General features: G+C 70.8%; 22 protein-coding genes. 8 read left to right on the top strand and 14 right to left on the bottom strand.

Features of this window, described 5'->3' with window-relative positions; all coding sequences use genetic code 11:
• Nucleotides 1-2 precede the first annotated feature (2 nt).
• The 4 genes from sufD to N787_RS12855 are packed head-to-tail and all read left to right on the top strand — an operon-like array spanning nucleotide 3 to nucleotide 3326.
• Nucleotides 3-1202 carry a Fe-S cluster assembly protein SufD gene (gene sufD, locus N787_RS12870; RefSeq protein ID WP_052575460.1) on the top strand — a complete coding sequence of 400 codons (1200 nt, stop codon included), beginning with the start codon at nucleotides 3-5 and terminating at the stop codon, nucleotides 1200-1202.
• A complete protein-coding gene (locus N787_RS12865) occupies nucleotides 1202-2431 on the top strand; it encodes a cysteine desulfurase (protein ID WP_034214817.1) in 1230 nt (409 codons plus the stop codon). The genes sufD and N787_RS12865 overlap by 1 nt, the downstream gene beginning before the upstream one ends.
• Before the next feature lie 59 nt (nucleotides 2432-2490).
• A complete protein-coding gene (locus tag N787_RS12860; RefSeq protein ID WP_034214960.1) occupies nucleotides 2491-3015 on the top strand; it encodes a GNAT family N-acetyltransferase in 525 nt (174 codons plus the stop codon).
• Nucleotides 3012-3326 (top strand): Rieske (2Fe-2S) protein, encoded by a 315-nt coding sequence (locus N787_RS12855; RefSeq protein WP_034214814.1) that lies wholly within the window; start codon nucleotides 3012-3014, stop codon nucleotides 3324-3326. Before N787_RS12860 ends, N787_RS12855 begins: the two co-directional genes overlap by 4 nt.
• Before the next feature lie 166 nt (nucleotides 3327-3492).
• Here the strand turns inward: N787_RS12855 and N787_RS12850 are convergent, their stop codons facing one another.
• The 4 genes from N787_RS12850 to N787_RS12835 form a co-directional block, all read right to left on the bottom strand.
• The gene (locus N787_RS12850; protein ID WP_034214811.1) at nucleotides 3493-4083 is read right to left on the bottom strand and encodes a HutD/Ves family protein; all 591 of its coding nucleotides are present in this window, start codon (nucleotides 4081-4083) and stop codon (nucleotides 3493-3495) included.
• Nucleotides 4083-4547 carry an SET domain-containing protein-lysine N-methyltransferase gene (locus N787_RS12845; protein WP_034214808.1) on the bottom strand — a complete coding sequence of 155 codons (465 nt, stop codon included), beginning with the start codon at nucleotides 4545-4547 and terminating at the stop codon, nucleotides 4083-4085. The genes N787_RS12850 and N787_RS12845 overlap by 1 nt, the downstream gene beginning before the upstream one ends.
• Nucleotides 4548-4581: 34 nt before the next feature.
• Nucleotides 4582-5145 (bottom strand): REP-associated tyrosine transposase, encoded by a 564-nt coding sequence (locus tag N787_RS12840; RefSeq protein WP_052575459.1) that lies wholly within the window; start codon nucleotides 5143-5145, stop codon nucleotides 4582-4584.
• A 130-nt stretch (nucleotides 5146-5275) separates the two neighbouring features.
• Nucleotides 5276-5617, bottom strand: coding sequence for a ComEA family DNA-binding protein (locus N787_RS12835; protein WP_034214806.1), 342 nt, complete (start codon nucleotides 5615-5617; stop codon nucleotides 5276-5278).
• Nucleotides 5618-5833: 216 nt separating this feature from the next.
• On the opposite strand from N787_RS12835, the gene N787_RS12830 reads away from it, so the two are divergent.
• Nucleotides 5834-7312 (top strand): M20 family metallopeptidase, encoded by a 1479-nt coding sequence (locus tag N787_RS12830; protein ID WP_034214803.1) that lies wholly within the window; start codon nucleotides 5834-5836, stop codon nucleotides 7310-7312.
• A gap of 327 nt (nucleotides 7313-7639) precedes the next feature.
• Nucleotides 7640-10504, top strand: coding sequence for a TonB-dependent receptor domain-containing protein (locus tag N787_RS12825; protein ID WP_034214799.1), 2865 nt, complete (start codon nucleotides 7640-7642; stop codon nucleotides 10502-10504).
• Between the two features lie 136 nt (nucleotides 10505-10640).
• Here N787_RS12825 and N787_RS12820 read toward each other — a convergent pair whose 3' ends face one another.
• The 4 genes from N787_RS12820 to N787_RS12805 all read right to left on the bottom strand — a co-directional run bounded on the left by N787_RS12820 (nucleotide 10641) and on the right by N787_RS12805 (nucleotide 15954).
• Nucleotides 10641-12239, bottom strand: a complete 1599-nt coding sequence (locus N787_RS12820) for a tetratricopeptide repeat-containing sulfotransferase family protein (RefSeq protein ID WP_169742311.1) — start codon at nucleotides 12237-12239, stop codon at nucleotides 10641-10643.
• Between the two features lie 25 nt (nucleotides 12240-12264).
• A complete protein-coding gene (locus tag N787_RS12815) occupies nucleotides 12265-13530 on the bottom strand; it encodes an aspartyl/asparaginyl beta-hydroxylase domain-containing protein (RefSeq protein WP_034214795.1) in 1266 nt (421 codons plus the stop codon).
• Nucleotides 13531-13595: 65 nt separating this feature from the next.
• Nucleotides 13596-15464: a 2OG-Fe(II) oxygenase family protein gene (locus N787_RS14510; protein ID WP_052575458.1), complete on the bottom strand. Its 1869-nt coding sequence runs from the start codon at nucleotides 15462-15464 to the stop codon at nucleotides 13596-13598.
• A gap of 4 nt (nucleotides 15465-15468) precedes the next feature.
• The gene (locus tag N787_RS12805; RefSeq protein ID WP_034214793.1) at nucleotides 15469-15954 is read right to left on the bottom strand and encodes a hypothetical protein; all 486 of its coding nucleotides are present in this window, start codon (nucleotides 15952-15954) and stop codon (nucleotides 15469-15471) included.
• 119 nt (nucleotides 15955-16073) lie between these two features.
• On the opposite strand from N787_RS12805, the gene N787_RS14505 reads away from it, so the two are divergent.
• Both N787_RS14505 and N787_RS12795 read left to right on the top strand, forming a co-directional pair.
• A complete protein-coding gene (locus N787_RS14505; RefSeq protein WP_052575457.1) occupies nucleotides 16074-17024 on the top strand; it encodes a class I SAM-dependent methyltransferase in 951 nt (316 codons plus the stop codon).
• Between the two features lie 16 nt (nucleotides 17025-17040).
• Nucleotides 17041-18543 (top strand): tetratricopeptide repeat-containing sulfotransferase family protein, encoded by a 1503-nt coding sequence (locus N787_RS12795; protein ID WP_034214790.1) that lies wholly within the window; start codon nucleotides 17041-17043, stop codon nucleotides 18541-18543.
• A gap of 69 nt (nucleotides 18544-18612) precedes the next feature.
• On the opposite strand, the gene N787_RS12790 is transcribed toward N787_RS12795, so the two are convergent.
• From N787_RS12790 to N787_RS12765, 6 genes are all read right to left on the bottom strand, one after another.
• Nucleotides 18613-19536, bottom strand: coding sequence for a DUF4097 family beta strand repeat-containing protein (locus N787_RS12790; RefSeq protein WP_169742310.1), 924 nt, complete (start codon nucleotides 19534-19536; stop codon nucleotides 18613-18615).
• Between the two features lie 20 nt (nucleotides 19537-19556).
• A complete protein-coding gene (locus N787_RS12785) occupies nucleotides 19557-20027 on the bottom strand; it encodes a hypothetical protein (RefSeq protein ID WP_034214788.1) in 471 nt (156 codons plus the stop codon).
• The gene (locus N787_RS12780; protein ID WP_034214785.1) at nucleotides 20014-20613 is read right to left on the bottom strand and encodes an RNA polymerase sigma factor; all 600 of its coding nucleotides are present in this window, start codon (nucleotides 20611-20613) and stop codon (nucleotides 20014-20016) included. Before N787_RS12780 ends, N787_RS12785 begins: the two co-directional genes overlap by 14 nt.
• A 100-nt stretch (nucleotides 20614-20713) precedes the next feature.
• On the bottom strand, nucleotides 20714-21640 hold the full coding sequence (locus N787_RS12775; RefSeq protein WP_034214783.1) for a histone deacetylase family protein: 927 nt from the start codon (nucleotides 21638-21640) through the stop codon (nucleotides 20714-20716).
• A 140-nt stretch (nucleotides 21641-21780) separates the two neighbouring features.
• On the bottom strand, nucleotides 21781-23529 hold the full coding sequence (locus N787_RS12770) for a phosphoenolpyruvate carboxykinase (GTP) (RefSeq protein ID WP_034214780.1): 1749 nt from the start codon (nucleotides 23527-23529) through the stop codon (nucleotides 21781-21783).
• 134 nt (nucleotides 23530-23663) lie between these two features.
• A complete protein-coding gene (locus tag N787_RS12765) occupies nucleotides 23664-24248 on the bottom strand; it encodes a TetR/AcrR family transcriptional regulator (protein WP_034214777.1) in 585 nt (194 codons plus the stop codon).
• Between the last annotated feature and the right edge of the window lie 71 nt (nucleotides 24249-24319).

Raw genomic sequence — 24319 nt, 5'->3', positions numbered from 1 at the left:
CCCTGGCCGCCGCGCTCGCCGCCGGCCTGCCCGGCCCGCGCAGCGAGAGCTGGAAGTACACCTCGCTGCGGGCGCTGGCGGCGCGTGGCTTCGCGGCGCCGGTGGCCGCGCCGGTGGACGCCGCCGTGGTGGCCGCGATCCCGTCGCCGCGCCTGGTGTTCGTGAACGGCGGCTTCGACGCCGCGCTGTCGTCGCTGGCCGACCTGCCCGCGGGCGTCGAGCTGCGGCCGATGTCGCAGGCGCTGGCCGGCGATGACCCGCGCGCCGTGGCGGTGTTCGGCCGCGTGTTCGACGAGGCCGACGCGCTGTTCGCGAAGTTCAATGCCGCGCTGGCGATCGAGGGCGTGCTGCTGCGCGTGGCCGAAGGCGTGCATGTCGAGGCCGCGCTGAACCTCGTCTTCGTCGGCGCGCCCGGCGCCACCGATGCCGCCGCGCACCTGCGCCACCTGGTCGAGCTGCGCGCGGGCGCGTCGGCCACCGTGGTCGAGCACCACCTAGGCGCCGGCGCGCACCGCCACCTCGCCAACCACGTGGCCCACGTGCACCTGGCCCGCGACGCGCGGCTGGTGCACGCCCGCGTGCAGGCCGAGGACACCGGCGCCAGCCTGTTCGCGCGCACCGACGCCGTGCTCGCCGCGGGCGCCGAATACCGCCGCGCCGACCTCGAGCTCGGCGCCGCGCTCTCGCGCCACGAACTCAACGTCGATCTGCAGGGCACCGGCGCCGCCGTGCTGGCCGGCGGCGTGCTGCTGGCCGACGGCCGCCGGCACCTCGACACCCGCCTCGGCATTCGCCACCAGGCCCGCGATACCCGCTGCGAGCTGCCCTGGCGCGGCCTGGCCGACCAGCGCGGCCGCGCCGTCTTCCACGGCGGCATCGAGATCCAGGCCGGGGCCGACGGCAGCGACGCCAACCTCTCGAACAAGAACCTGCTGCTCTCCGACGCCGCCGAGATCGACAGCCAGCCGGTGCTGGTGATCCACGCCGACGAGGTGAAGGCCGCGCACGGCGCCACCGTCGGCCGGCTCGACGAGACCGCGCTGTTCTACCTGCGCAGCCGCGGCATCCCCGAGGCCAAGGCGCGCGCGCTGCTGGTGCAGGCCTTCCTGCGCGAGCCGCTGGCGGTGCTGGGCGATGCGTCGCTGGCCGAAGCCCTCGGCGAGCGGATCACGGCACGCCTCGACGCCAAGGACCCCAGCTGATGAGCGCCGCCACCCGCCCCGACTGGCTCAGCATCCGCGCCGACTTCCCGGTGCTCACGCGCCAGGTGCACGGCAAGCCGCTGGTGTACCTGGACTCGGCCAACACCTCGCAGAAGCCGCAGTCGGTGATCCGCGCGGTGGACGCCTTCTACCGCGAGCACAACGCCAACGTCTCGCGCGCCGTGCACGCGCTGGGCAGCGAGGCCACCGAAGCCTACGAGGGCGCGCGCGGCAAGCTGGCCGCCTTCCTCAACGTGCCGGCGAACGAGCTGGTGCTGACGTCCGGCACCACCTTCGCACTCAACCTCGTGGCCTACAGCTTCGCGCTGCCGCGGCTCCAGGCCGGCGACGCCATCCTGCTCACCCGCATGGAGCACCACGCCAACATCGTGCCCTGGCAGCTGGTGGCCGAGCGCACCGGCGCGGTGATCAAGGTCGTCGAGATCACGCCCGAGGGCGCGCTCGACCTCGACGACCTGCGCGCCAAGCTCACCGGCGACGTGAAGATCCTCGCGTTCACCCACGTCTCGAACGTGCTGGGCACCGTGAACCCGGTGGCCGAGATCTGCCGCGAGGCGCGCAAGCGCGGCGTCATCACCGTCGTGGACGGCTCGCAGGCGACCCCGCACCGCGCGGTCGACATTCCGGCCCTGGGCTGCGATTTCTACGCCTTCACCGGCCACAAGATGCTGGGCCCGACCGGCACGGGCGGGCTGTGGGCGAAGCGCGAGCACCTCAAGGCGATGCCGCCCTTCCTCGGCGGCGGCGAGATGATCAAGGAAGTGCGCTTCGAGAAGACGACCTACAACGACCCGCCGCACAAGTTCGAGGCCGGCACGCCCAACATCGCCGGCGTGGTCGGGCTGGGCACGGCGGTCGACTACCTGCAGGCGATCGGCATGGCCGAGATCGAGGCGCGCGAGCAGGCGCTGCTGCGCATGGCCGAGGCGCGGCTGTCGGCCATCCCCGGCCTGCGCATGTTCGGCACAGCGCCGGGCAAGGCGGCGGTGATCAGCTTCCTGGTCGAAGGCGCGCACGCGCATGACCTGGCGACGCTGCTCGACCTCGAGGGCATCGCGGTGCGCTCGGGCCACCACTGCGCACATCCGCTGATGGCGCACTTCGGCGTGCCGGCCACCTGCCGCGCCTCGCTGGCCTTCTACAACACCCACGTTGAAGTCGAGGCGCTGGGCGACGCGATCGAGAAAGTGAGGAAACTGCTCGCATGAGTTGGCAGAAGGAACCCGCGACCGCGAGCGCCGCGAGCGGCGACGCTGGCAATGGCTGGCTGCCGCCCCTCGCCTTTCGCGCCGCCACGCCGGCCGACGCCGGGGCTATAGTCGCCCTGGTCGAGTCCGCCTACCGCGGCCACGTAAGCCGCGCCGGCTGGACCACCGAAGCCGACCTGCTCGACGGCCGCCGCACCAACCCCGACGACGTGCTCGCGCACATCGCGCGCCCCCGCAGCCAGGTGCTGCTGGCCTTCCGCGGCGACGCGCTGGTGGCCTGCGCGCACGTGGCGGTCGAGGATGGCGCCGGCTACTTCGGCATGTTCTCGGTGGTGCCGACGCTGCAGCGCAGCGGCCTCGGCAAGGCGATGATGGCCGAGGCCGAGCGCATCGCCCGCGACGACTACGGCATGCTCGTGATGCGCATGACCGTGATCGACGTGCGCGACGAGCTGATCGCCTGGTACGAGCGCCGCGGCTACCGCCGCACCGGCCTCAAGAAGCCCTTCCCCTACGGCGACGAGCGCTTCGGCATCCCGCTGCGCGACGACCTGCGCTTCGAGGTGCTGGAGAAGACGCTGTGACCGCCTGGGTGCGCGTCTGCGCCGAGTCCGAGCTGCTGCCGGGTGAATCGCGCGTGGCCTGGGACGGCGACACCCCGATCCTGGTGGTGAACCTCGACGGCGCCCTGTACGCGCTCGAGGACAAGTGCACGCACGAGGACTTCGAACTCAGCGCCGGCCCGATCGACGGCGACCAGGTCGAATGCACGCTGCACGGCGCCCGCTTCGACCTGCGCACCGGCGAGGCCCTCTGCGCCCCGGCCTACTCGGCCGTGCCGAAATTCCCGGTCAAGCGCGAAGACGGCGCCGTCTGGACCCGCGATGATCGTTAGAGATTTTTGACGCGGATTAACGCGGATAAACGCGGATAGAGCAAGAACTGGAGGGGATCTTCGCCGGCCGCTGCGCGTCGCGATGACCCAATCAGAATCGCTTTTGCTCTATCCGCGTTTATCCGCGTTGATCCGCGTCTGAAAAGCTTCGGGCCTGAAGGCCCTCCTACCGTGGCGTGAGCTTGGCGAGGAGGAGTTCGCCGCCGCCGTCGAGGATGCGGCGCGTCGGGCCGTCCGGGTCGTGGGTCATCAGCAGGCTGTCGCCCTGGGCGAGGTGCAGCGGGCGGGCGAGGTCCTTCACGTGCGCCTGGCCGCGCATCAGGTGCACGAGCCAGGTGACGCCGGGTTCGGCGAAGAAAACCATCGCGCCGACCAGCGGCCGGTGCAGCAGCGTGGCGTCGAAGGCCTCGCGGCGCCAGATCAGGTTGAAATCGTGGGTCGGGCCATCCACCAGCTCGGCATGCAGCGCGCGCTCGCCGGCGAAGCGCAGGCGGTCGTGCGGCGGCATCATCGGCACGCGCTCGCGCTCGCCGTCGTCGAACTGCAGGTGCATGCCCTCGCCCGCAAGCAAGACAAGCTCGCGGTCGCAGCCCGGGAAGGGCGAGAACGGCGCATCCTGGTCGATCTCGGCGATGGACACGCGCCACTGCCAGTCGGCGGCGCCCTCGGGGTGGCGGTGGATCTCGCGGGTCCAGCCGCGCTCGTTGCGCCAGCGTTCGCGGCGGTATTCGTGCGCGGGCAGGTGCAGCAGGCGCATCAGGCGGCCTGCAGCGCGGCGAGTTCGCGCGTCGAACGGGCCAGCGATTCCGACCAGGAAAAACCGATGATGGCTTCGCCGCTGGCGGCATCGCGGAACGCTTCCTGCTCGCCCTCCGGCAGCAGGTGGCGGTAATCCACCGTCAACTCCTCGCCCGCCTGCAGCGGCCGCGCCGCGAAGATGAAGCCCAGGTGCCACAGCCCGTTCGGCGCGAAGCTGTGGTTGACGTAGCACTCGTCCGGCCAGTCCAGCGACACCGTGCACTGGTCCTCGAACCAGCGCACCGCCGCCGCCATCGCCGCCTCCGCATCGGGCCGCGCGCGGATGCTGTCCCAGCGCTGCGTGCCCGGGATGTTGTCCGGCGCGACGACGATGCGGCCCGGCGCCACCGCCTCTTCGAGGAACAGCCCGCGCCCGGCGCCGGGAATGGTGGAATCAGCGATGCGGTAGCGCGGCAGGATCATGGCCAAAGTCTAGCGCAGGCCCCGCCCGCGGCACTCAGCCCGGCGGCACGTCGTCGCCGTCCCGCACGCTGGTCGCCGCGACGCCGGCGTCCTCCGGCGACAGGTCGCCGGGCTGCAGCCAGGCCGCGTTCCAGTAGGCGTAGTCCGCGAGGCGGGACACCAGCCCCGCGCGCACGGGGTTGGCCACGAGGTGCCGGCCCTCCGCCACCGGGTCGTCGTTCGGCCCGAGCACGCGATCGGTGAAGCCGCGGCCCCAAAGCCAGCCGTTCACCCGGTGCCGGTCCTCGACCGCGCGCGAGGTGATCGCCTTGAACCGGCCCACCAGGGTGGACAGCGAATCCCGCTCGCCCAGCGTGACCAGCCCGTGCCAGTGGTCCGGCATCAGCACCCAGGCCAGCAGGCAGGCGTCCCGCCAGGGCCAGGCGGCGGTGTGGACCCGGCAGACCGCCCGGGCCGCCTCGTCGTCCCGGAACACGGGGCGCTTATATAAGGTGTTGACCGTCAGCACGTAGGTGCGGCCCGGCACCGAGCGGTGCTCCAGCCGCCGCGCGCGGTAGCCGCTGGAAGGCCGGGCCGAAGCCGGCAGGATCGCGGACATCGAAGGCCTCCTGGGCAAGGGGGAAGGAAGGAGCCGGCGGCAGCCGGGCCACGAGGAAGAGCCGCCCGGCCGGGACCGGGCTACGGAGAGACCGGATCCGGCCAAGCCCGGACCCGGCCACTCGCCCGCCTCAGCCCCCGGCCGGCGCCGGCGACTTCGGGGCCGCGTCCTCCGCCGGCGGCGCCTTCGCACCCGCGGCGCCGGCGCCGACGGTGATGCGATCGCGATTGGCCTCGATCGTGGACAGGCCGATGCCCTTCACTTCGGCCAGCTCGTCGGCGCTGCGGAAGGCGCCGTGCTGCTTGCGGTGCGCGACGATGGCCTCGGCCTTGCTGGGGCCGACGCCGTCGAGCACGCGGTCGAGCGTGGCCGCATCGGCGGAGTTGATGTCGACCTTTTCGGCGGCGTGGGCGGCGCCGGCCAGCAGGGCCGACAGCAGCAGGGTGGACAGCAGGGAAATGGACTTGCGCATGGCGATACCTCTCGGGAATGGGTGGACCGGCCGCGGTCGGCCCGCACCGGCAGCGCCAGTCTCGATCGGTCGCGCACGCGGCCCCATCGCCATTCGCCGGCGGACGCCCTGCGAAGCGCGCAGCTCGCCGCGTCGGCGCCTTCCTACCTGCGTTCGGCAGGGTCCCGGCCATCGGGGGTAAAATCCGGACATCCCCTCGCTGCAAGAAGGAAAGCCATGGACACCGCCAAGACCGACCGCTTCGTCGCCGACGCCTGGGACGGCGACATCGTCCCGCAGCTGGTCGAGTACATCCGCATCCCGAACAAGTCGCCGATGTTCGATGCGCAGTGGAAAGAGAACGGCTACATGGACGACGCCGTGAAGCAGCTCGCGGGCTGGGCGAAGGCGCAGCCGATCGCCGGCATGACCGTGGAAGTGGTCGAACTCGAGGGCCGCACCCCGCTGATCTTCATCGAGGTGCCCGGCGAGGGCGACGACTGCGTGCTGCTCTACGGCCACCTCGACAAGCAGCCCGAGATGACCGGCTGGGCCGACGACCTCGGCCCGTGGAAGCCGGTGATCAAGGGCGACAAGCTCTACGGCCGCGGCGGCGCCGACGACGGCTACGCGCTGTTCGGCTCGCTCACTGCCATCCGCGCGCTGAAGGAACAGGGCAAGCCGCACAGCCGCTGCGTGATCCTGATCGAAGCCTGCGAGGAATCGGGCAGCTACGACCTGCCCTTCTACGTCGACCACCTGGCCGACCGCATCGGCAAGCCCTCGCTCGTGGTGTGCCTGGACTCGGGCTGCGCCAACTACGACCAGCTCTGGTGCACCACCTCGCTGCGCGGCCTGGCCGGCGGCAACCTCAAGGTCAGCGTGCTCAGCGAAGGCGTGCACAGCGGCGACGCCAGCGGCATCGTGCCCTCGAGCTTCCGCATCCTGCGCCAGCTGCTGTCGCGGCTCGAAGACGAGGCCACCGGCAAGATCCTGGTCGAAGACCTGTACGTCGACATCCCCGACCAGCGCATCGCCCAGGCCCGCCGCGCCGCCGAAGTGCTGGGCACCGAGGTCTGGGACAAGTTCCCGTTCCTGGAAGGCATGACCCCGATGAACCCCGACCTGGCCGAGCTGGTGCTCAACCGCACCTGGCGCCCGGCCCTGTCGGTCACCGGCCAGGACGGCATGCCGCCGCTGTCGAGCGCCGGCAACGTGCTGCGCCCGCACACCGCCGTGAAGCTCAGCCTCCGCCTGCCGCCGACCCTGGAGCCGAAGAAGGCCGGCGAGATCCTCAAGCGCGTGCTCGAGGCCAACCCGCCCAACGGCTGCAAGGTCGAGGTCGAGCTCGAGAAGGCCAGCACCGGCTGGAACGCCCCGCTGCTCGCCCCGTGGCTGGAGAAGGCCATCGACACCGCCAGCCAGGAGTTCTTCGGCGCCCCGGCCATGTACATGGGCGAAGGCGGCACCATTCCCTTCATGGGCATGCTGGGCGAGAAGTTCCCGGGCGCCCAGTTCATGATCACCGGCGTGCTGGGCCCGCACTCCAACGCCCACGGCCCGAACGAGTTCCTGCACATCCCCACCGGCAAGCGGGTCACCGCCGCCGTGGCCCGGGTGATCGCCGAGCACTACGTGGCCAGCGAGCAGGGCAAGACCCAGGGCGTCGGCGTGAAGGCCGGTGCCGCCCAGTTCGGCGACCACGGCTGCTGCTGAGCCGCCCCGGACCCGCGCTTCCCCTGTGGGAGGGACTTCAGTCCCGATGCTCTTCGGCGAAGGGCATCGGGACTGAAGTCCCTCCCACATGTTTTTTGGGGGCGGCAGCGCTGCCGGGTAAAAAGCGACAATCCTTCGAAAATAAGCGACGTCGTCCCATTCAGGACAATCGGTCGCGTGAAGACGCTCTTGACTGCTTTCTTAACGACACTTTAATTAATGCCCGGGCCCGCTTATAGTCGGGCGGTCTGCCGGTTACCCGGGGTGCGTGGCTTCACGTCGGCGGCGGGCTCCCATGCCAAATCAAGAACCACTTGGAGAGTAGAGATGACTTTGAAGACCACCAAGCTCCGCGACGCGATCAAGTTCGCGCTCGTCGTGGGTGCTGCGTCCGCCATGAGCACGGGCGCCGCGATCGCCCAGGACGAAGGCACTGAGGACGAAGCCGCCACCCTTGACGCGATCGTCGTCACCGGTACCCGCATCCAGAGCCAGACCGTCACCGCCTCGTCGCCCGTCGTCGAGATCAACCGTGACGAGTTCCAGTTCGCCGGCGCCACCCGCGTCGACGACCTCGTCAACCAGTACCCGCAGCTGTCGACCTACTTCGACTCCTTCGCCAACAACGGCTCGACCGGTTACCCGACCATCGACCTGCGTGGCCTGGGCCCGCAGCGCACCCTGACCCTGGTCAACGGCAACCGCCTGCCCCCGGGTGCCGCGGAAGTCCGCGACATATCGATGATCCCGGCCTCGCTCGTCAGCCGCGTCGACATCCTGACCGGCGGCGCCTCGGCCGTGTACGGTTCCGACGCCATCGCCGGCGTGGTGAACTTCGTGCTCGACACCGAGTTTGAAGGCGTCAGCATCACCGCGGGCTACAGCGCCTACCAGCACAAGAACGACAACGCCTACATGCAGGGCCGTCTCGACGCCCGCAACTTCGACTACCCGACCGGCAACTCCGGCTTCGACGGCGTCTCGAAGAACGTCGACATCGCCATGGGCAGCACCTTCGCCGACGGCGCCGGCCATGCCACCGCCTGGCTGACCTACCGCAAGAACGACCCGCTGTTCCAGGGTGAGCGCGACTACTCGTCCTGCGCCCTGAACGCTGCGGGCACCGCCTGCGGTGGCTCGGCCACCAACGCGGCCGGCAACTTCTACATCTACCAGCCGAGCAGCGGTTTCGTCTCGCTGGGCTCGCTCAATCCGGACGGCAGCTGGGCCGGCACCTGGGGCGCCCCGTACAACTACGCCCCGATCAACTACTACCAGCGTCCGGACGAGCGCTACACCTTCGGCACCTCGATCAAGTACGAGATCAACGAGCATTTCCGCCCGTACCTCGAGACCATGTTCGTGAACAAGGGCGACTCCTCGCAGATCGCCGAGTCGGGCGCGTTCTTCACCGCCCTGCCGCCGCTCACCTGCGACAACGCGCTCGTTGGCAGCCTCTGCGCCGACCTCGGCGTGACCGACCCGACCGACGACTTCATCGTTTACGTGCTCAAGCGTAACGTCGAAGGCGGCCCGCGAATCCGCATCGACGAGACCAACTCGTTCCGCGTCGTCGCCGGCCTGGAAGGCTCGATCAACGACAACTGGTCGTACAACGCCTCGGTGCTGCACGCGCAGACCCGTGACGACAGCCAGGGCCTGAACGACTTCCTGAACCAGCGCATCGTCGACGGCATCCTGGGTTGCCCGGCCGGTTCGTTCGCGGGCTGCATCCCGTACAACGTCTGGCAGCCGAACAGCGTGACCCCGGAGGCCGCCGCGGCCCTCGCCGGCACCTCGATCTACGAGACCGCGACCCGCCTGACCTCGTTCAACGCCTACGCCACGGGTGACGTCGGCTTCGGCTTCCCGTCGGCCGGTGGCGAGAACATCCAGCTGGTGGTGGGTACCGAGTGGCGCGAGGAGTCGTATGACTTCAACGCCGACTCCGACAGCCAGGCCGGCAACTTCGCCGGCGCCGGCGGCCCGGCCTCGCCGGTGTCCGGTTCGACCAAGGTGACCGAGCTCTTCCTCGAGACGATCATCCCGGTCCTGACCGATGCTGGCTTCGTCAACAGCCTGTCCTTCGACGTTGGCTACCGCTACTCCGACTACGACCTGTCGGGCGCCGCGGATACCTACAAGCTCGGCTTCAACGCCGACCTCGGCATGGTCCGCGTCCGCGGTGGCTACAACCGCGCCATCCGCGCGCCGGGCATCAACGAGCTGTTCTCGACCCAGTCGATCGCCCTGTGGTCGGGTTCCGACCCGTGCGCCGGCCCGACGCCGTCCTTCACCGTCGCCCAGTGCGAAAACACCGGCCTGGATGCTTCCCGCTACGGCCTGGTCGCCGACAACCCGGCGGGCCAGTACAACCAGTTCGTCGGTGGCAACCCGAACCTGAAGCCGGAGCAGGCTGACACCTACACCCTCGGCGTGGTCATCACCCCGATGGACAACCTGCAGATCGCCATCGACTACTACGACATCTTCCTGGAAGATGCGATCGGCACCGTCGGCGCCTCGACGATCCTGAACTTCTGCGGCATCACCGGCGACCCGTTCCTGTGCGATCGCGTGCAGCGTTCGAACCTGGGCGACGTCTGGCGCGGCAACGATCCGGCCACCGCTGGCCTGATCGTGAACCTGACCGACAACTTCGGTGAGCGTTCGTTCCGCGGCATCGACCTGGGCGTCAACTACCGCTTCGACGCTCTGGGCGGTCGCTTCAGCACCTCGCTGCAGGGCACCTACCTGCTCGAGCAGGAGTTCGCCCCGCTGCCGGGCGTGAACGAAGACGCGACCTACGACTGCGCCGGCACCGTCAACCCGAACTGCCAGTCGCCCGATTGGCGCAGCATCACCAACGTGCGTTATGCGCGTGACTGGTACACCGTGAACCTCCGCTGGCGCCATTACGGCTCCATGGATTACACCCTGACCAGCGGCGCGCCCGGCACCGGCGACACCCTGACCGCGGCCAACGGCGGCATCGACGCGTACAACTACTTCGACCTGTCGGCTTCGGCCTACATCGGCGAGTACGCGGAGATCACCGTCGGCGTGAACAACATCGCGGACAAGGAGCCGCCGCTGGTCGGTGGCGCCCTGGCCCCGCTGAACGGTAACTCGCTGGGCGGTTACGACCAGGCCGGCCGTTACTTCTTCACCTCGGTCAGCTTCAAGTTCTAAGCAACACCCAAGCAACACCTTGAGCGGCGGGCTTCGGCCCGCCGCTTTTTTTTGGCCCATCGCCCAGGCCGGACCATTACGCAGGAAAAAACAAGGGCCCCGCAGGGCCCTCTCGTTCTTCCAGCGGGTCTGCCGCTCAGCCTGCCAGCAGGCCTTCCGAGGCCAGCCGGTCCCGCAGCGGCTGCAGCCCGGCCTCGTAGCGACGCCACTTGCCGACCGAACCGGCATGCACCGGCTCGCGCACCTGCGCCGCGCTGGCGCTGACGATGGCGCCCGGGTGCGCGGACGGATCGAGCACGTCCGGCTGCCAGTCCAGGCCGCAATACGCCAGCATCCGCCGGGCCTGGGCTTCGGTGTCGGTAACCAACAGCTCGTAGTGGAGGTCGAGGATCTCGCCCGGCATCACCTCGTGCCAATGCCGCATCAGGCGTCGATAGGTCAGGTAGTACTCGGCCAGCTCGGCCTGGTCGTAGCTGAAGGGGTAGGCCTGGTTGAACAGCGTCTTGTAGACCGCGTAGCAGGTGTCCATCGGATCCCGCACCAGATGGATGATGCGAGCCTTCGGCAAGGCCTTGCGGATCATGCCGCAGTACATGAAGTTGGTCGGCATCTTGTCGATGAAATACTTATGGCCCGGGGCCGCCTGCCGGGCGGAGGCCATGTAGTCACGGCCCAGGGCCGCGAAGTCGATCGACAGCGACGCCTCGGCCAGCGACAGGTGCGGGTGCGCCTGCTGGGCCTGCTGGGCGGCACCCGCCAGCAGTTGTCCGAAGTCCATCAGCTCGCCCGCCGAGCCCACTTCGCGATGACTGGCCAGCATGCGCTCGGCCAGGGTCGTCCCGGTCCGCGGCATGCCCACGATGAAGATCGCACCCTCCTCGTCGTGTCCCGGCGTCGGGCGGGCCATGGCATCGCGCGTGTAAATCCCGCGCAGGCCTTCAATGACATCGCGCTCGGCGACGGCGTCGTAGGCCAGCGAACGCCGCTTGAGCGCGGCGCCTTCGTTGAGCACCCGGATCGACTCGTCGGCCTGGCCGAGGTCCTCGAATTCCTTGGCCAGCGCATACAGCGCCGCCGCCGCCGCGGCCGGCGACGGCATCGGGGCGCGCAGGCGCGCCTGCAGGTCGGCCACGTGGTTGCTGGCCGCGGTCTGGCGCCGCAGGATCGACCGCAGGTACATCGCCTGCCCCTGCGCGGGAGACTGCTGCAGGACGTAGGCGAGGTTCTGCTCCGCGCCATCGAACTCGCCCGCGAAGAACTGGGCGCTGGCCAGGTCGAAGCTCAGCGGCCAGGTGCGCAGGCCGGCGGCCTGCGCGGCCTCGTAGTAGCCACAGGCCGCGGCCGCGTCGCCGCAATTGGCGTGGATCTTGCCGGCGGCCCACTGGGTACGACCGTCGGATGGTTCACGCTCCGCCACGTCGCGCGCCAGCCGCATGGCTTCGGTGCGACGCCGCATCATCACCAGGATGTGCGCCTTCTTCAGCGTGACCGCGGCGCTTCCCGGCAGTCCCGCGAGCGCGGCGTCGGCCGCCTGGACCGCAGACTCGAGGTCCCCGTTGGCCAACCGCACTTCACAGGCCAGCATCATCACCTGCGGATCGGCAGGATGGGCCAGCACCAGCGACCGGCAGTGCGCGGTGGCCTCGGCCAGCTTGCCCTGCTCGAGCAGCGCGAAACCCTGAGCCACGGCGGCCTGCAATGCGTGGGCTTCGCCCTGCGTCCTTGTCTCATCCATCATCAACTCCCGGCTTGTTCGATTATCAGGCTTGGCGCTGGAACTCCGCCGCGGCAGCCGATACCGCGCGCACCATCTCGCGTTCGGCCAACGACAGCAGTGGGTTCCATACGTCGAATATCAGCACCACGCGCAGTTCGTCGCTGTCGTTGCGGGCCTCGTGCTCGATGCTGTCGTCGAAGATCAGCAGCTCGCCCACGTTCCAGCGCCGGCGCTCGTAACCCACGCGGTAGAGGCAGTGGTCGGGCACGATCAGCGGCAGGTGAACGACCAGCCGGGCATTGGTCTCGCCGTGGTGTGGCGGGATGTGGGTATGTGGCGCCAGCGCCGAGAACATCGCGTTCGGGCACAAGCCACCGATGTCGGCCATCTCCACCGCCTCGAGTGCACGCGCGGTTTCCGGGCAGCGTGCCAGGCGCTCGGCCACCGGCTTGCCGTGCTGCCACAGGAAGTAGCTGCTCCAGCGCCGGGAGTGGTTCAATTCCTGCCACTGGTTCACCGGCACGCCGGCCTCGTAGGCGACGTAGGGCCGGAAGCCGGAATCGTCCTCGGACAGGGCGGCGCGCATCTCGGCGATGATCGCCTCGGTGCGCGACTCCACCTCCGGCACCCAGTCGAAGGCGGCGCGGTCGAAAAAGGGAATGGCCGGCAGTCTGGGCACCTGCAGCCGGCTGCACACCGAAGGATAGGACATCGACTGCCCGCTCATGATCGCGCCCGCTTCCCGCCAGCGTTCGGCCTCGGCGGGCGTCAGTGCCGCCGCGCGGGTGCCGATGCGGTCGGCCAGGAAGGCAGCCATCTCGCGGCCGACCTTCTCGACCAGCTCGCGCCCCTGCTGCAACTGGGCTCGCAGCGGTGCCGGCCAATGGGACTCCTGCGGCACCACGTTCAGCGCATTGCGGTAGACCGCAGCGGCGGCACGCGGCTTGCCATGCCGCTGCAGGTGGCCTGCCTTCGCCAGCAGGCCCGGCAGGAAATAGGGATCGGCGGCCAGCGAGGCCTCGATCGCACGCAGCTCGCCGGCGTGGTCACCCATCTCGCGCAGCACCACGGCCAGGGAAATCGCCACCGCCGGTTCGCGCGGGGCCGCCGCGTGCGCGGCCTGGAGCAGCCCGTGCGCCTCGGCCAACTGACCGCGCTTGAAGGCGTGCACGCCCAGGCTGTAGAGCGCGTGCGGGTTGCGCGGCTCGGCCGCCAGCACCCGGCGCCAGAGCTGTTCGGCCTCGCTCCAGCGCCCCTGGTTGGCAGCCGCGCCGGCGGCCTGCACCAGCGCATTGATTGGTTCGCTCATGGACGGCTCCCGGGCGGCCGGATGCGCCCGCTTCCAAGCCCCCAAGGATACCGCGAAGCCGGCCCTTACTTGCCCGGCGCCAGCGGCACCAGGTCGAAGGCGACCGTCATGCGCGGCTGCTCGTCCTCGAACGGCACGGTGCCGTGCCACAGGTAGGACGGGAACAACGCCAGGTGGCCCGGCTCCGGCCGCAGGATGCGGCGCGGCGCAAGGTCCAGGCCCAACTCGGCCGGCGGCTGGCCGAACTGCAGATGGCCGGCATGGCCTTCGGCGGCCTGCTGGCGGACCGAGGGCGGCAGCGACACATAAAAGGCCGAGCTCATCCAGCCTTCCGGGTGGATGTGGTTCACGTGCCGGCCGGAGGACCACAGCTTCACCGACCACGAGCCGCTCATGCGCATGCGGTTGGCCTTGCGCGAGAGGAACGGATGGCTGGCGTCGTCCGGCAGCGACGGCAACCAGCGCTCGATGGCCTGCTCGATGGCAGCCTGCAGCTGGGCGATCAGTGGATCCTTGCGGCCGAACAGGCGGCCAGGGGTCTGGGAACCGCCGCGCAGGCTTTGCAGCACCGGCTCGCGGCCGGCCTGGTGCAGGGCGTCCAGCCGCACGCGCAGCGCAGCGAGGAACGCGTCGAGGCTCGCGTGGCCGGGCGGCGTGTCGATGCGAAGGTTGGCGACCAGCCGCTGGTAATCGCAGAGCCACTCTTCGCGCGCGTCGCCAAGCAGGCGCCAGGCGGTGCCCAGGTAGGCCCAGCCCTCCTGGTGGGCCGGGGCAATGCGGGTGGACGCTTCGGCGCGCGCCGCGGCGCCCTGCCAGTCCCCGGCACGCAGCAGGTGGCGGGCGTAGGCATTCAGGAAGGCCGGCACGTTCGCCAGCGGCCCGTTTTCCAGGGCCTCGTACGCCTGGCGTGCACGGCCGGCGTAGCCCAGGTCGTCCAGCGCCTGCGCCTCCATCAGGCCCAGCGCCGGCAGGTCACGCTTGAGGCGCAGCCGGCGGACGACGTCGAGGGCGTCCTCGGCGCGCCCGGCCGCCAGCAGGAACCGGGCGAACTCGTGCGACAGCGCGGCGTCGTCGGGCCGGGACTGCAAGGTGGCGCGGAAGGTCTCGATCGCATCGCGGCCGGGCGCCAGGCGCGGGCCGTACTCCCAGAGCAAATGGGCCAGCGTGACGTGGCCGGGCACGAAATCCGGATGCGCCTCGGCGACGCGACTGGCCTGCTCCAGCGCCTTGTCCGCGTGCCCCTGGTCGAGCAGCGCGCCGGCCATGGCATCGGCGAGTTCCGGACCCTGGTAACCCGCGATCGCCGCGCGCTCGAAGCAGGCGATCGCCTCGTCGGCGCGGCCGCGCAGGCGCATCAGCGCGCCCAGGTTGACCCACCCGGCGCTGTAGCCCGGCGCCAGCTTCAGTGCCCTCAGGAAGGCCGCTTCGGCCGACTCCCACTGCTCGACGACCCGATAGGCACTGCCGAGCGCGCTCCAGCCCATCACCGATTCCGGCTGTACCTGCACCGCGCGCTCGAGTGCCGGCACCGCCTTGTCGGGTAGGCCGAGGTCGAACAGGGTGTTGCCCAGCTCCAGCCAGGCCTTGCCGAAGCCCGGCGCGACTTCCGTGGCGCGCTGGAACAGCACCAGCGCCTCCGGCACCCGCGCGACCTTGCGCAGGAGGGTCGCCAGGTTCACCAGCAGCAAGGGCTGGTCCGGCGCAAGCTCGAGCGCGCGCCGGAAGCTGCGCTCGGCCAGCGCATATTCGCCGAGCTCGGACTGGCACATCGCCATCAGCTGGTGCGCGTCGGGCGAACGCGGCACCTTGGCCAGGAGGTCATCGACGCGTCGCAGGGCCTGGTCGGCCTTGCCTTCGCGCATCAGGGCGATCGCCGCTTCGAGCTGCTTCGCTTCGTCGGTGGTCAGCGCCTGCGGCGCACCCGCGCTGGCCATGGGTTCAGAGCACCCGGCGCACGCGCAGGGTGACGCGGCCCGGCGTGCGCATCAGGAAGTTGCCGACCACGCCGCGGCGCACGACCACGGCGTCGCCGGCCTTGAGCTGGCCCTTCTCGGTCACTTCAGTGATCAGCCAGATCTGCTCGTTGTCGAGCGTGACCAGGCGCTGGCCGTTGCCGCGCCGGCTGACGCTGGCGACGATGGCCTCGATGCGCTCGGGCGTGGCGTCGCGCTCGCCCTCGGATGCCATCTCGCGCTTTTGCACGGTGCTGAGGCCGAAGTCACGCCTCGCCTGTTCGCGCTTGGCATCGTCGAGGCCAGCAGCGGAGGCCACCGGCGGGAACGCGGCGTCATAGCAAGCCAGCCGCGCCTCGGGATCCTCGGTGGCCGCGCAGGGATGGCCCGGCGACTGGGCCTGCGCGATGCCCGCCGCGGCGAGCAACAGCAGCGCGGCGGCGGCGTGGAAGGCGTGCTTGGCAGCGTTCACGGTGACTCCTTGAGGTGGACCCGCGGGGACGGCGGCACGACGCGCCGAAGGGTCCGGGCGCCAGAAGAGGGGTGAATGGATCGTGATAATATTCCCCGGTTTCCAAGGAGTGCACAAGCTTGAGCCTGGACCAGTGGGAGACCTTCTATCGAGGTGGCGCCATCGTCACCGGCCCGGCCGGCCCCGACGGCGGCTACGACCTCGAGCTGCGCGCGGCGTGGGTGGAATTCTTCTCCACGCTGCCGCCCTCGGCCAGCGTGCTCGACATCGGCACCGGCAACGGCGCCGTGCCGCTGATCGCCAAGCAGGCCGCGCAGGCGCAAGGGTACGACTGGGACATCCACGGCATCGACCTGGCGCGCATCGACCCGGTGCGCGACGTGGCCAACGGCGCCACGCGCTTCGCGGGCATCCAGTTCCACGCCGGCGTTGCCGCCGAGAAGATGCCGTTCGAGGACGCCCGCTTCGATGCCGTCACCGGCCACTACGCACTGGAGTACAGCAACACCCCGGCGGCGCTGGCGGAGATCTTCCGCGTGCTCAAGCCCGGCGGCGACGCCCAGTTCATCGTCCACCACGCCGACTCGGCCCTGATCGGCAGCGCCCGCCATTCGCTGGCCGAGTGCGACCTGGTGCTCAGGGAAACCAAGCTCTACCGCCGGCTGCACAAGCTGGTGACGATGGAGCAGGTCACGCCCGGCAGCACCGAGCACGCCACGACCGAGCTTCGCGGCGCGATCCAGGCCATCAAGCAGGCCATCCCGCAGGCGCGCCACGCCGGCGGCGGCCGCGTGCTCGACGTGGCGCTGGACGCCGTGCAGAAACTGCTCGGCGCGCGCAGGCAGGCCCCTGCCGCTACCGTCGGCCTGGAGGTCGATCGCGCCGAGGCCGACATGCGCGCCTCGGCCCGCCGTCTCGACGACCTGGTGGAACACGCCTGCTCCGAGGCCCGCATGGATCAACTGCAGGCCGAGGCCGCGGCCGCCGGTTTCACCCTGATCGAACGCCTGCCGCAGTTCCACGCCGGCAACAACCTCGTGGGTTGGCAGCTGCTGCTGCACCGCCCCTGATCACGCCGGACCCCCGATGACCGAGCCGACGAAAGACCTCCTGGCCCAGGCGGCCGCGCTGCATCGCCAGGGCCGCCGCGCCGAAGCCATCGCCCTGCTGAGGCAGGCACTGGCTGCCGACCCCGGCCTCGCCGACGCATGGTACGAACTGGGCTACCTGCTTCGCGCCGAGGGCCACCACGAGGAGGCCCTGCAGGCCTATGGCGAGGCGCTTGCCCGCGGCGGCCGGCATCCGGAGCAAGTGCACCTCAATCGCGCGGCCCTGCTGTCGGACCAGCTGCGCCGGGACGACGAGGCCGAACGCGAGCTGCGCGCCGCGCTGGCCGTCGCGCCCGGCTACCTGCCCGCCCACCTGAACCTGGGCAACCTGTACGAGGAGCGCGGCGATCGCGACCAGGCCCTGGCCTGCTACGAGCAAGTGCTCGCGAGCCCGGCCAGTGCCGACAAGGCCGTCGAGGAACTGCGCCTGGAGGCATTGGCGCGCAAGGTCAACCTGGCCACGCCGGCCGGCCTGGACGACCCGCTGCTGGCCCGGGCCGCCGATGCCGCCGCCGGGACGATTGGAAACACGAACGCCCGCGCCAACCTGCTGTTCGCCCTGGGGCATGCCTACGAGCGCCTGGGCGCGCATGACCTTGCGTTCGACGCCTTCGCGCGGGGCAACCGCAGCCTCCTGCGGCAACACGGCCGCAAGTACGACCGCACCCGCCAGTCCGCACACATCGATGCGCTGATCGCCGCATTCCCCAGCGCCGGCGCGGGCTTGGCGACGGGCACGGAAGGCCCGGCGCCGCTGTTCGTGCTGGGCATGTTCCGCTCCGGCTCCACGCTGGTCGAGCAGGTGCTGGCCGCGCATCCGCAGGTGACCCCGGGCGGCGAACTCGACTTCCTGCCGCGGCTGGCCGCGCAGCGCCTGGCGCCCTTCCCCGCGTCGGTGGCCGGCCTGGACGACGCGCGCTGCCGCGCCTTCGCCGAGGAATACCGCGCCGAGCTGGCGCGCAAGTTCCCGCAGGCCGCCGACGGCCGCTACCTCACCGACAAGCGCCCGGACAATTTCCAGCTGGTGGGTCTGATCAAGCGCCTGTTCCCGGACGCGAAGATCATCCATACCCTGCGCGACCCGATGGACACCGGGCTGTCGGTGTTCACCCAGCACCTGAACCTGCGCGTGGCCGGCTACTCGGCCGACCTCGGCGACATCGGCCACTACTACGGCCAGTACCGCCGCCTGATGGCGCACTGGAAGTCGCTGCATGGCGACGACATCCTGGACTTCGACTACGACGCCTTCGTGCGCGAGCCGCGCCCGGCGCTGGAGAAGCTGCTGGCCTTCCTCGGCCTGGACTGGGACGACGCCTGCCTGCAGTTCCACACCCAGGCCAACACGGTGAAGACCGCCAGCTACTGGCAGGTGCGGCAGCCGCTGAACACCAAGGCCTCGGGCCGGTGGAAGCCGTTCGCCGCGCACCTGGCGCCGCTGCGTGCGGCGCTGGGCGAAGCCGGCATCCCGGCGGGCTGACCCGCCGCGGCTGATCCTGGCGCGCGCAAGCGCGCGGCCTCCGCGGCCGCGCGCCGCGACGACACCGCGTCAGTCGCCGGCGGCGCCGGTGCTGATGCGGATGTCGCCCGAGAAGGTTTCCAGCCGCAGGTCGGCCGAGCCATCGCCGAGCTTGCCTTCCAGCGAACTGCCGGGGCCGTACTCCTCGGTGACCACCTCGCCCACCGGGCTGCGGATGCTGCCGCTGAAGGACTCTGCCTGCACGCGGCCCGAGGCGTTCGCCGGCAGGCGCAGCGTGAGGTTGCCGCTCAGGGTCTCGGCCGTGACGCGCGCGCCCGGCGCCAGCGCCAGCTGCAGGTCGGCGTCGCCGGACACGCTGCTCACCTCGAGCCGGTCGACGGCACCCGCGCGCAGGCCGAGGTCGCCGGACACCGATTCGAGCTCCACGCGGCCGACGATCGCGCCGCGCAGGCGCAGGTCGCCACTGACGGTCTCGGCGCTGGTGCTGCGGCTGTCGATCTCGACGTCCACGTTGCCGCTGACCGACTCGAAGCTGGCCTCGCCGGCACGGGCGCCGCGCACGGTGAGGTCGCCGCTGACCGACTCCAGGCCCAGGCGCGCGCCGCGGGTACCGGCGACGTCGATGTCGGCGCTGACCGCGGAGGCCTTCAGGCCCGCGGTGGCGGGGATGGTGAGCTCGAGCGCGGTGGCCTCGCCCTTGGCCTCGCCCCAGTTGAACCAGCCGCTGCGCTCCGGGTAGCGCACGTGGATGCTCAGCCGTTCAGCGCCGCCTTCGATCTCGAGCTTCTCGACGCCCTCGCCGAGGCTACCGGTGATGCGCACCTCGGGCCGGTCCCAGGTGCGCACGGTGATGCTGCCCTTGAGGTTGTTGACGTTGACCTGGCCGGTGGCCGACAGCGGGCGGGTTTCGTTGATCGGCGTGGCCGCGAGCGCGCTGGCGCCGGCGAACAGGCCGGCGAGCGCGGCGGCGCGCAGCAGGGCGTGGGTGCTCATGGTCTTCTCCGTGATCGTGTTCATGCGGGGGTCGCGCCGGCGGCGCGCTGGGTCAGTTCGAGGCGGCGGGCGTAGGTGCGGCGCAGCTGGCCAAGCAGGTAGGTGGCGTCCGGGTCGGCGTCGAGCGCGGCGCGGATCTCCTCGGCGCTGCGGTCTAGCGTGGCCAGCGCGGGCGCCAGCGGATCGGGCATCGGCGCGCCTTCGAACTGGCCGAGCGCGGCCTGGTATTCGCGGGTCATCGCCTCGGCTTCGCGCTGCACCAGCTCGGCCTGCGGATCGGCGGGCGCGGCGGTCGGCACGCGCAGCTGCCAGGCCAGGCCGATGGCCAGCGACACCGACGCGGCCAGCGCCAGCCCGCCCAGCCAGGGCGCGATGCGGCGACGCGGCGCCGGCGCCGGCAGGCGGGCGGCGATGCCCGGCCACAGGTCGCGCGGCGGGTCGATTTCAGCGGGCAGCTGGCGCAGCTGCCAGCGCAGTTCATTTTCGCCCATGGGCTTCTCCCAGGCGCACGCGCAGCAGGCCGCGGGCGCGATGCAGTTGTGCTTTCGAACTACCGACCGCCATGCCGAGTTCGGCGGCGATCTCCTCGTGTTTCCAGCCTTCGATGTCGTGCAGCACCAGCACTGCGCGGGCGCGCGGCGGCAGGGTGGCCACGGCGCGCTCGAGGTCGAGCCCGAGCGCGGTGCGCTGGCCGGCGCTGTCGCCGGTGGCGTGGAATTCCAGCGCGGCATCGTCGTCTTCCAGCGCCTCGGCGCCGCGGCGCGAGCGCAGCTCCATCAGCGCGGTGTTCACCGCCAGCCGGTGCAGCCAGGTCGAGAACGCACTCTCGAAGCGGAACGCCGGCAGCGCCTGCCAGGCGCGCACGAAGGCTTCCTGCACCAGGTCCTCGGCCCGCGCCTCGTGGCCGCAGAGCCGCCAGAGCACGGCGTACACGCGGCGCGAGTGCTTGCGGTAGAGCTGCTCGAAGGCGCGCACGTCGCCGCCGCCGGCGGCACGCACGAGGGCGTGGTCCTCCTCGCGCGGCGGGGCGGCAGGCAGGTCGGTGGCGGCGTCGAGGGTCACGGCGAGGCTCAGCATACCCACTCGGATGCGGTGGGCCGCGGGAGGGTTTAAGCGGGTTGGCGGGTCCCGGACATGGCGACGGGGGGCGCACCACTCCCGGGGGACGGGGCGCGGCTCAGCCGACGGACGCGCCCCGCAGCGCGCGGTGATGGCCGGCCGCGGATTTCACCGTCGCGGCGTGGATGTCGACGATGTCGTCCACGTCCGGGGCATAGCCGCCGGCCATGCACACGGCCAGCGGCAGGCCGTGGCGCCGGCAGGCCGCGAGCACCTGGCGGTCGCGCTCGGCCAGGCCCGCCTTGCTGAGCGCGAGGTGGCCCAGGCGGTCGCCCACGTAGGGATCGGCGCCGGCGAGGTAAACCACCGCATCGGCCCGCGCGCGGTCGATGGCCTGCGGCAGGTGGGCGGCCAGCGCGTCGAGGTAGGCGTCGTCGCCGGTGCCGTCGGGCAGGGCCACGTCGAGGTCGGAGGCCGGCTTCACCGCGGGGTAGTTGCGGGCCGAGTGCATCGAGAAGGTGAACAGGGTCTCGTCGCCCGCCGCGATCATCGCGGTGCCGTCGCCCTGGTGTACGTCCAGGTCCACCACCAGCACGCGCGCAGCCAGCCCCTGCGCCTGCACGTAGCGCGCCGCCACCGCGGCATCGTTGAACACGCAGTAGCCGCCGCCGCGGGCCGGCCCGGCATGGTGCGTGCCGCCCGCGAGGTTCACCGCGATGCCCTCGCCCGACAGCGCGTCGCGCAGCGCCATCATCGTGCCGCCGGACGAACGCCGCGAACGCTCCACCATCGCCGCCGACCAGGGGAAGCCGATGCGCCGCATCAGCGCGGGGTCGGCGCTGCCTTCGGACATCGCGCGGAGGTAGCCCGGGTCGTGCGCGCGCGCGAGGTCTTCGTCGCTGGCCGCCGGGGGTTCATGCAGCTCGATGCCCAGCGCCGGCGCCATCGCCACGACGCGCTCGTGCAGCCGCGCGTACTTCGCCATCGGGAACGAATGCCCGTCCGGCAGCGGCAGCACGAAGTGGTGGCAGTAGTAGGCCTTCATCCCCGCCAAGCATAGCCGCGCAGAAAAGGGGTCAGAGTGAATATTCGTTTCAAACGAATATTCACTCTGACCCCTTTTTCTGCTGCAAACGAAACGGGCCGGCGATGGCCGGCCCGTTTTGGTGTGCCGGGGAGGCGCCGTCAGGCCAGCTGCGCGGCGATCTTCGCGCGTTCGGCCTTGAGCGCGTGCGGCGTGCGGTCGCCGAACTCCTCGAGGTACTCGCCGATGCTCGCCATCTCGGCCTTGTAGCCCTCGCGATCGACGGCGAGCAGCTGCTCGAGCACCGCCGCGTCGAGGCCGAGGCCGTCGGTGTTGAGGTCGGACGGCTTGGGCACGTTGCCCACCGGCGTCTCCAGCGCACCGGCCTGGCCGGTGGCGCGCTTGAGCACCCACTCCAGCACGCGCAGGTTGTCGCCGAAGCCCGGCCACATGAACTTGCCGTCGGCGTCCTTGCGGAACCAGTTGACCTGGAAGATCTTCGGCAGCTGGGCGCCCGGCTTGTCGAACGAAAGCCAGTGCGCGAAGTAGTCGCCGAAGTTGTAGCCGGCGAAGGGCTTCATCGCCATCGAATCGCGGCGCACCACGCCCACCGCGCCGGTGGCGGCGGCGGTGGTTTCGGAGGCCATCGAGGCGCCGACCAGCACGCCGTGGGTCCAGTCGCGGGCCTCGAGCACCAGCGGCACCAGCGAGGCGCGGCGGCCGCCGAAGATGATCGCGCTCAGCGGCACGCCCTGCGGGTCCTCGGCCTTGTCGGTGTAGCTCGGGCACTGCCTGGCGCTGACGGTGAAGCGCGCGTTCGGGTGCGCGGCCGGGCTCACGGCCTTGTCGTACGGACGGCCCTGCCAGTCCTGCGCCGGCGTGCCCGTGGTCATGCCTTCCCACCACGGCTGGCCATCGGCGGTGACGCCGACGTTGGTGAAGATGGCATCGTGGTTGAGCATCGCCATGGCGTTGGCGTTGGTCTTCTCGCTGGTGCCCGGCGCCACGCCGAAGTAGCCGGCCTCCGGGTTGATCGCGTACAGGCGGCCATCGGCGCCCGGGTGCATCCAGCAGATGTCGTCGCCGACCGTCCAGACCTTCCAGCCGTCCCGACGGTAGCCTTCCGGCGGGATCAGCATGGCCAGGTTGGTCTTGCCGCAGGCCGACGGGAACGCGGCGGCGACATAGTGCGTCTCGCCCTTCGGGTTCTCGATGCCGACGATCAGCATGTGCTCGGCCAGCCAGCCCTCGGTGCGCGCCTGGTAGCTGGCGATGCGCAGCGCGTGGCACTTCTTGCCCAGCAGGGCGTTGCCGCCGTAGCCGGAGCCGAAGCTCTGGATGCTGAGTTCTTCCGGGAAATGCATGATGAAGCGGCGGTTCGGGTCGAGCTCGCCGATCGAGTGCAGGCCCTTGACGAACTTGCCCTCGCGCTCGATGCGCGCCTGCGCGGCGGCGCCCATGCGGGTCATGATGCGCATGTTGGCGACCACGTACGGGCTGTCGGTGATCTCGACGCCGCAGCGCGACAGCGGCGAATCGATCGGGCCCATGCAGTACGGCACCACGTACATGGTGCGGCCGCGCATGCAGCCGGCGTAGAGCGCGTCCATCTGGGCGTGGGCCTCGGCCGGCTCCATCCAGTGGTTGTTCGGACCGGCGTCGGCGGGATTCGTGGTGCACACGAAGGTGAGGTGCTCGACGCGGGCGACGTCCTGCGGGCTGGAGCGGTGCAGGTAGCAGTTCGGGTGGCTCTGCTCGTTGAGCTTGTGCAGGTCGCCGTTGGCGAGCATCAGCTCGACCAGCTTGGCGTTCTCGGCGTCGGAGCCGTCGCACCAGTGGACCTGGTCGGGCTGGGTGAGGCGGGCGACGTCGTCGACCCACTGTTTGAGGCTGGCGAGCTGGCTGGGCATGGCGTAAGGGCTCCTGGCGGGGCCGGTCAAGGGGAAATCGGGGACGGCGCGGGGACCCAGCGCCGGTCGTCGGTGGCCATTCTAACCGCTCGCCCGGCGCAGGTGCGTCGGCACGGCGCGAACAAGCCCCGGGGTCAGTCCGGGATCAGCGTGGTCATCACATGCCCGACGTACGCCTCGAACTCGTCGTGGTGCAGGCGCGGCTGGCCGAGCTGCAGGGACAGCTGGAGGAATCCGACGTAGGCGGCGTAGGTCAGGCGGGCGCGGTTCTGGGCGTCCAGGCGCGGCAGGCCGGCCTGGCGGAAACTGGCGGTGAGGTAGTCCATGCGCCGCTGCGAGACCCGGTGCAGAACGGGCTGCACCACCGGGTGGTCGAGCGCCTTGAGCAGCTCGCTGTAGATGATGTGCGGCTTGAGCTCGTGCGCGACCAGCTGGAACAGCGACTGCAGGCGCGCGCGCGGGTCGGAGATGGCCTCGAGCTGGCCGAACACGGTTTCCTGCTCCATTACTTCCCAGCGCTCGAGCGCCGCGACCAGCAGCGCCTCGCGCGACGGGAAATGCCAGTAGAAGCTGCCCTTGGTGACTCCCAGCCGGCGCGCCAATGGCTCCACCGCGACGGCGGCGAGGCCCTGCTCGGCGATCACGTCGAGGGCGGCGAGGGCCCAATCCTCGGCGCTCAGGCGCGAGGGGCGTTCGGATTTCGGGGCGGAGGCGACCATACGGCGGAGTCTACTGGCTGCAGGGGTGCCGGGTAAGCCTTCACCGGGCGTCCGGGCGGGCCCATCATGCA

Source organism: Arenimonas metalli CF5-1 (assembly GCF_000747155.1).
In the GTDB taxonomy this organism is placed as follows: domain Bacteria; phylum Pseudomonadota; class Gammaproteobacteria; order Xanthomonadales; family Xanthomonadaceae; genus Arenimonas; species Arenimonas metalli.
This window is presented reverse-complemented; position numbering and strand designations above follow the sequence as displayed.

Coding starts and splice junctions, on each gene's coding strand:
- N787_RS12765 (WP_034214777.1), bottom strand. CDS start 24,248: ATGGTCGCCTCCGCCCCGAAATCCGAACGCCCCTCGCGCCTGAGCGCC.
- N787_RS12775 (WP_034214783.1), bottom strand. CDS start 21,640: ATGAAGGCCTACTACTGCCACCACTTCGTGCTGCCGCTGCCGGACGGG.
- N787_RS12830 (WP_034214803.1), top strand. CDS start 5,834: ATGGACACCGCCAAGACCGACCGCTTCGTCGCCGACGCCTGGGACGGC.
- N787_RS12815 (WP_034214795.1), bottom strand. CDS start 13,530: ATGAGCGAACCAATCAATGCGCTGGTGCAGGCCGCCGGCGCGGCTGCC.
- N787_RS12795 (WP_034214790.1), top strand. CDS start 17,041: ATGACCGAGCCGACGAAAGACCTCCTGGCCCAGGCGGCCGCGCTGCAT.
- N787_RS12785 (WP_034214788.1), bottom strand. CDS start 20,027: ATGGGCGAAAATGAACTGCGCTGGCAGCTGCGCCAGCTGCCCGCTGAA.
- N787_RS12790 (WP_169742310.1), bottom strand. CDS start 19,536: ATGAGCACCCACGCCCTGCTGCGCGCCGCCGCGCTCGCCGGCCTGTTC.
- N787_RS12770 (WP_034214780.1), bottom strand. CDS start 23,529: ATGCCCAGCCAGCTCGCCAGCCTCAAACAGTGGGTCGACGACGTCGCC.
- N787_RS12850 (WP_034214811.1), bottom strand. CDS start 4,083: ATGCGCCTGCTGCACCTGCCCGCGCACGAATACCGCCGCGAACGCTGG.
- N787_RS12840 (WP_052575459.1), bottom strand. CDS start 5,145: ATGTCCGCGATCCTGCCGGCTTCGGCCCGGCCTTCCAGCGGCTACCGC.
- N787_RS12865 (WP_034214817.1), top strand. CDS start 1,202: ATGAGCGCCGCCACCCGCCCCGACTGGCTCAGCATCCGCGCCGACTTC.
- N787_RS12780 (WP_034214785.1), bottom strand. CDS start 20,613: ATGCTGAGCCTCGCCGTGACCCTCGACGCCGCCACCGACCTGCCTGCC.
- N787_RS12845 (WP_034214808.1), bottom strand. CDS start 4,547: ATGATCCTGCCGCGCTACCGCATCGCTGATTCCACCATTCCCGGCGCC.
- N787_RS14510 (WP_052575458.1), bottom strand. CDS start 15,464: ATGGCCAGCGCGGGTGCGCCGCAGGCGCTGACCACCGACGAAGCGAAG.
- N787_RS12820 (WP_169742311.1), bottom strand. CDS start 12,239: ATGGATGAGACAAGGACGCAGGGCGAAGCCCACGCATTGCAGGCCGCC.
- N787_RS12825 (WP_034214799.1), top strand. CDS start 7,640: ATGACTTTGAAGACCACCAAGCTCCGCGACGCGATCAAGTTCGCGCTC.
- N787_RS12835 (WP_034214806.1), bottom strand. CDS start 5,617: ATGCGCAAGTCCATTTCCCTGCTGTCCACCCTGCTGCTGTCGGCCCTG.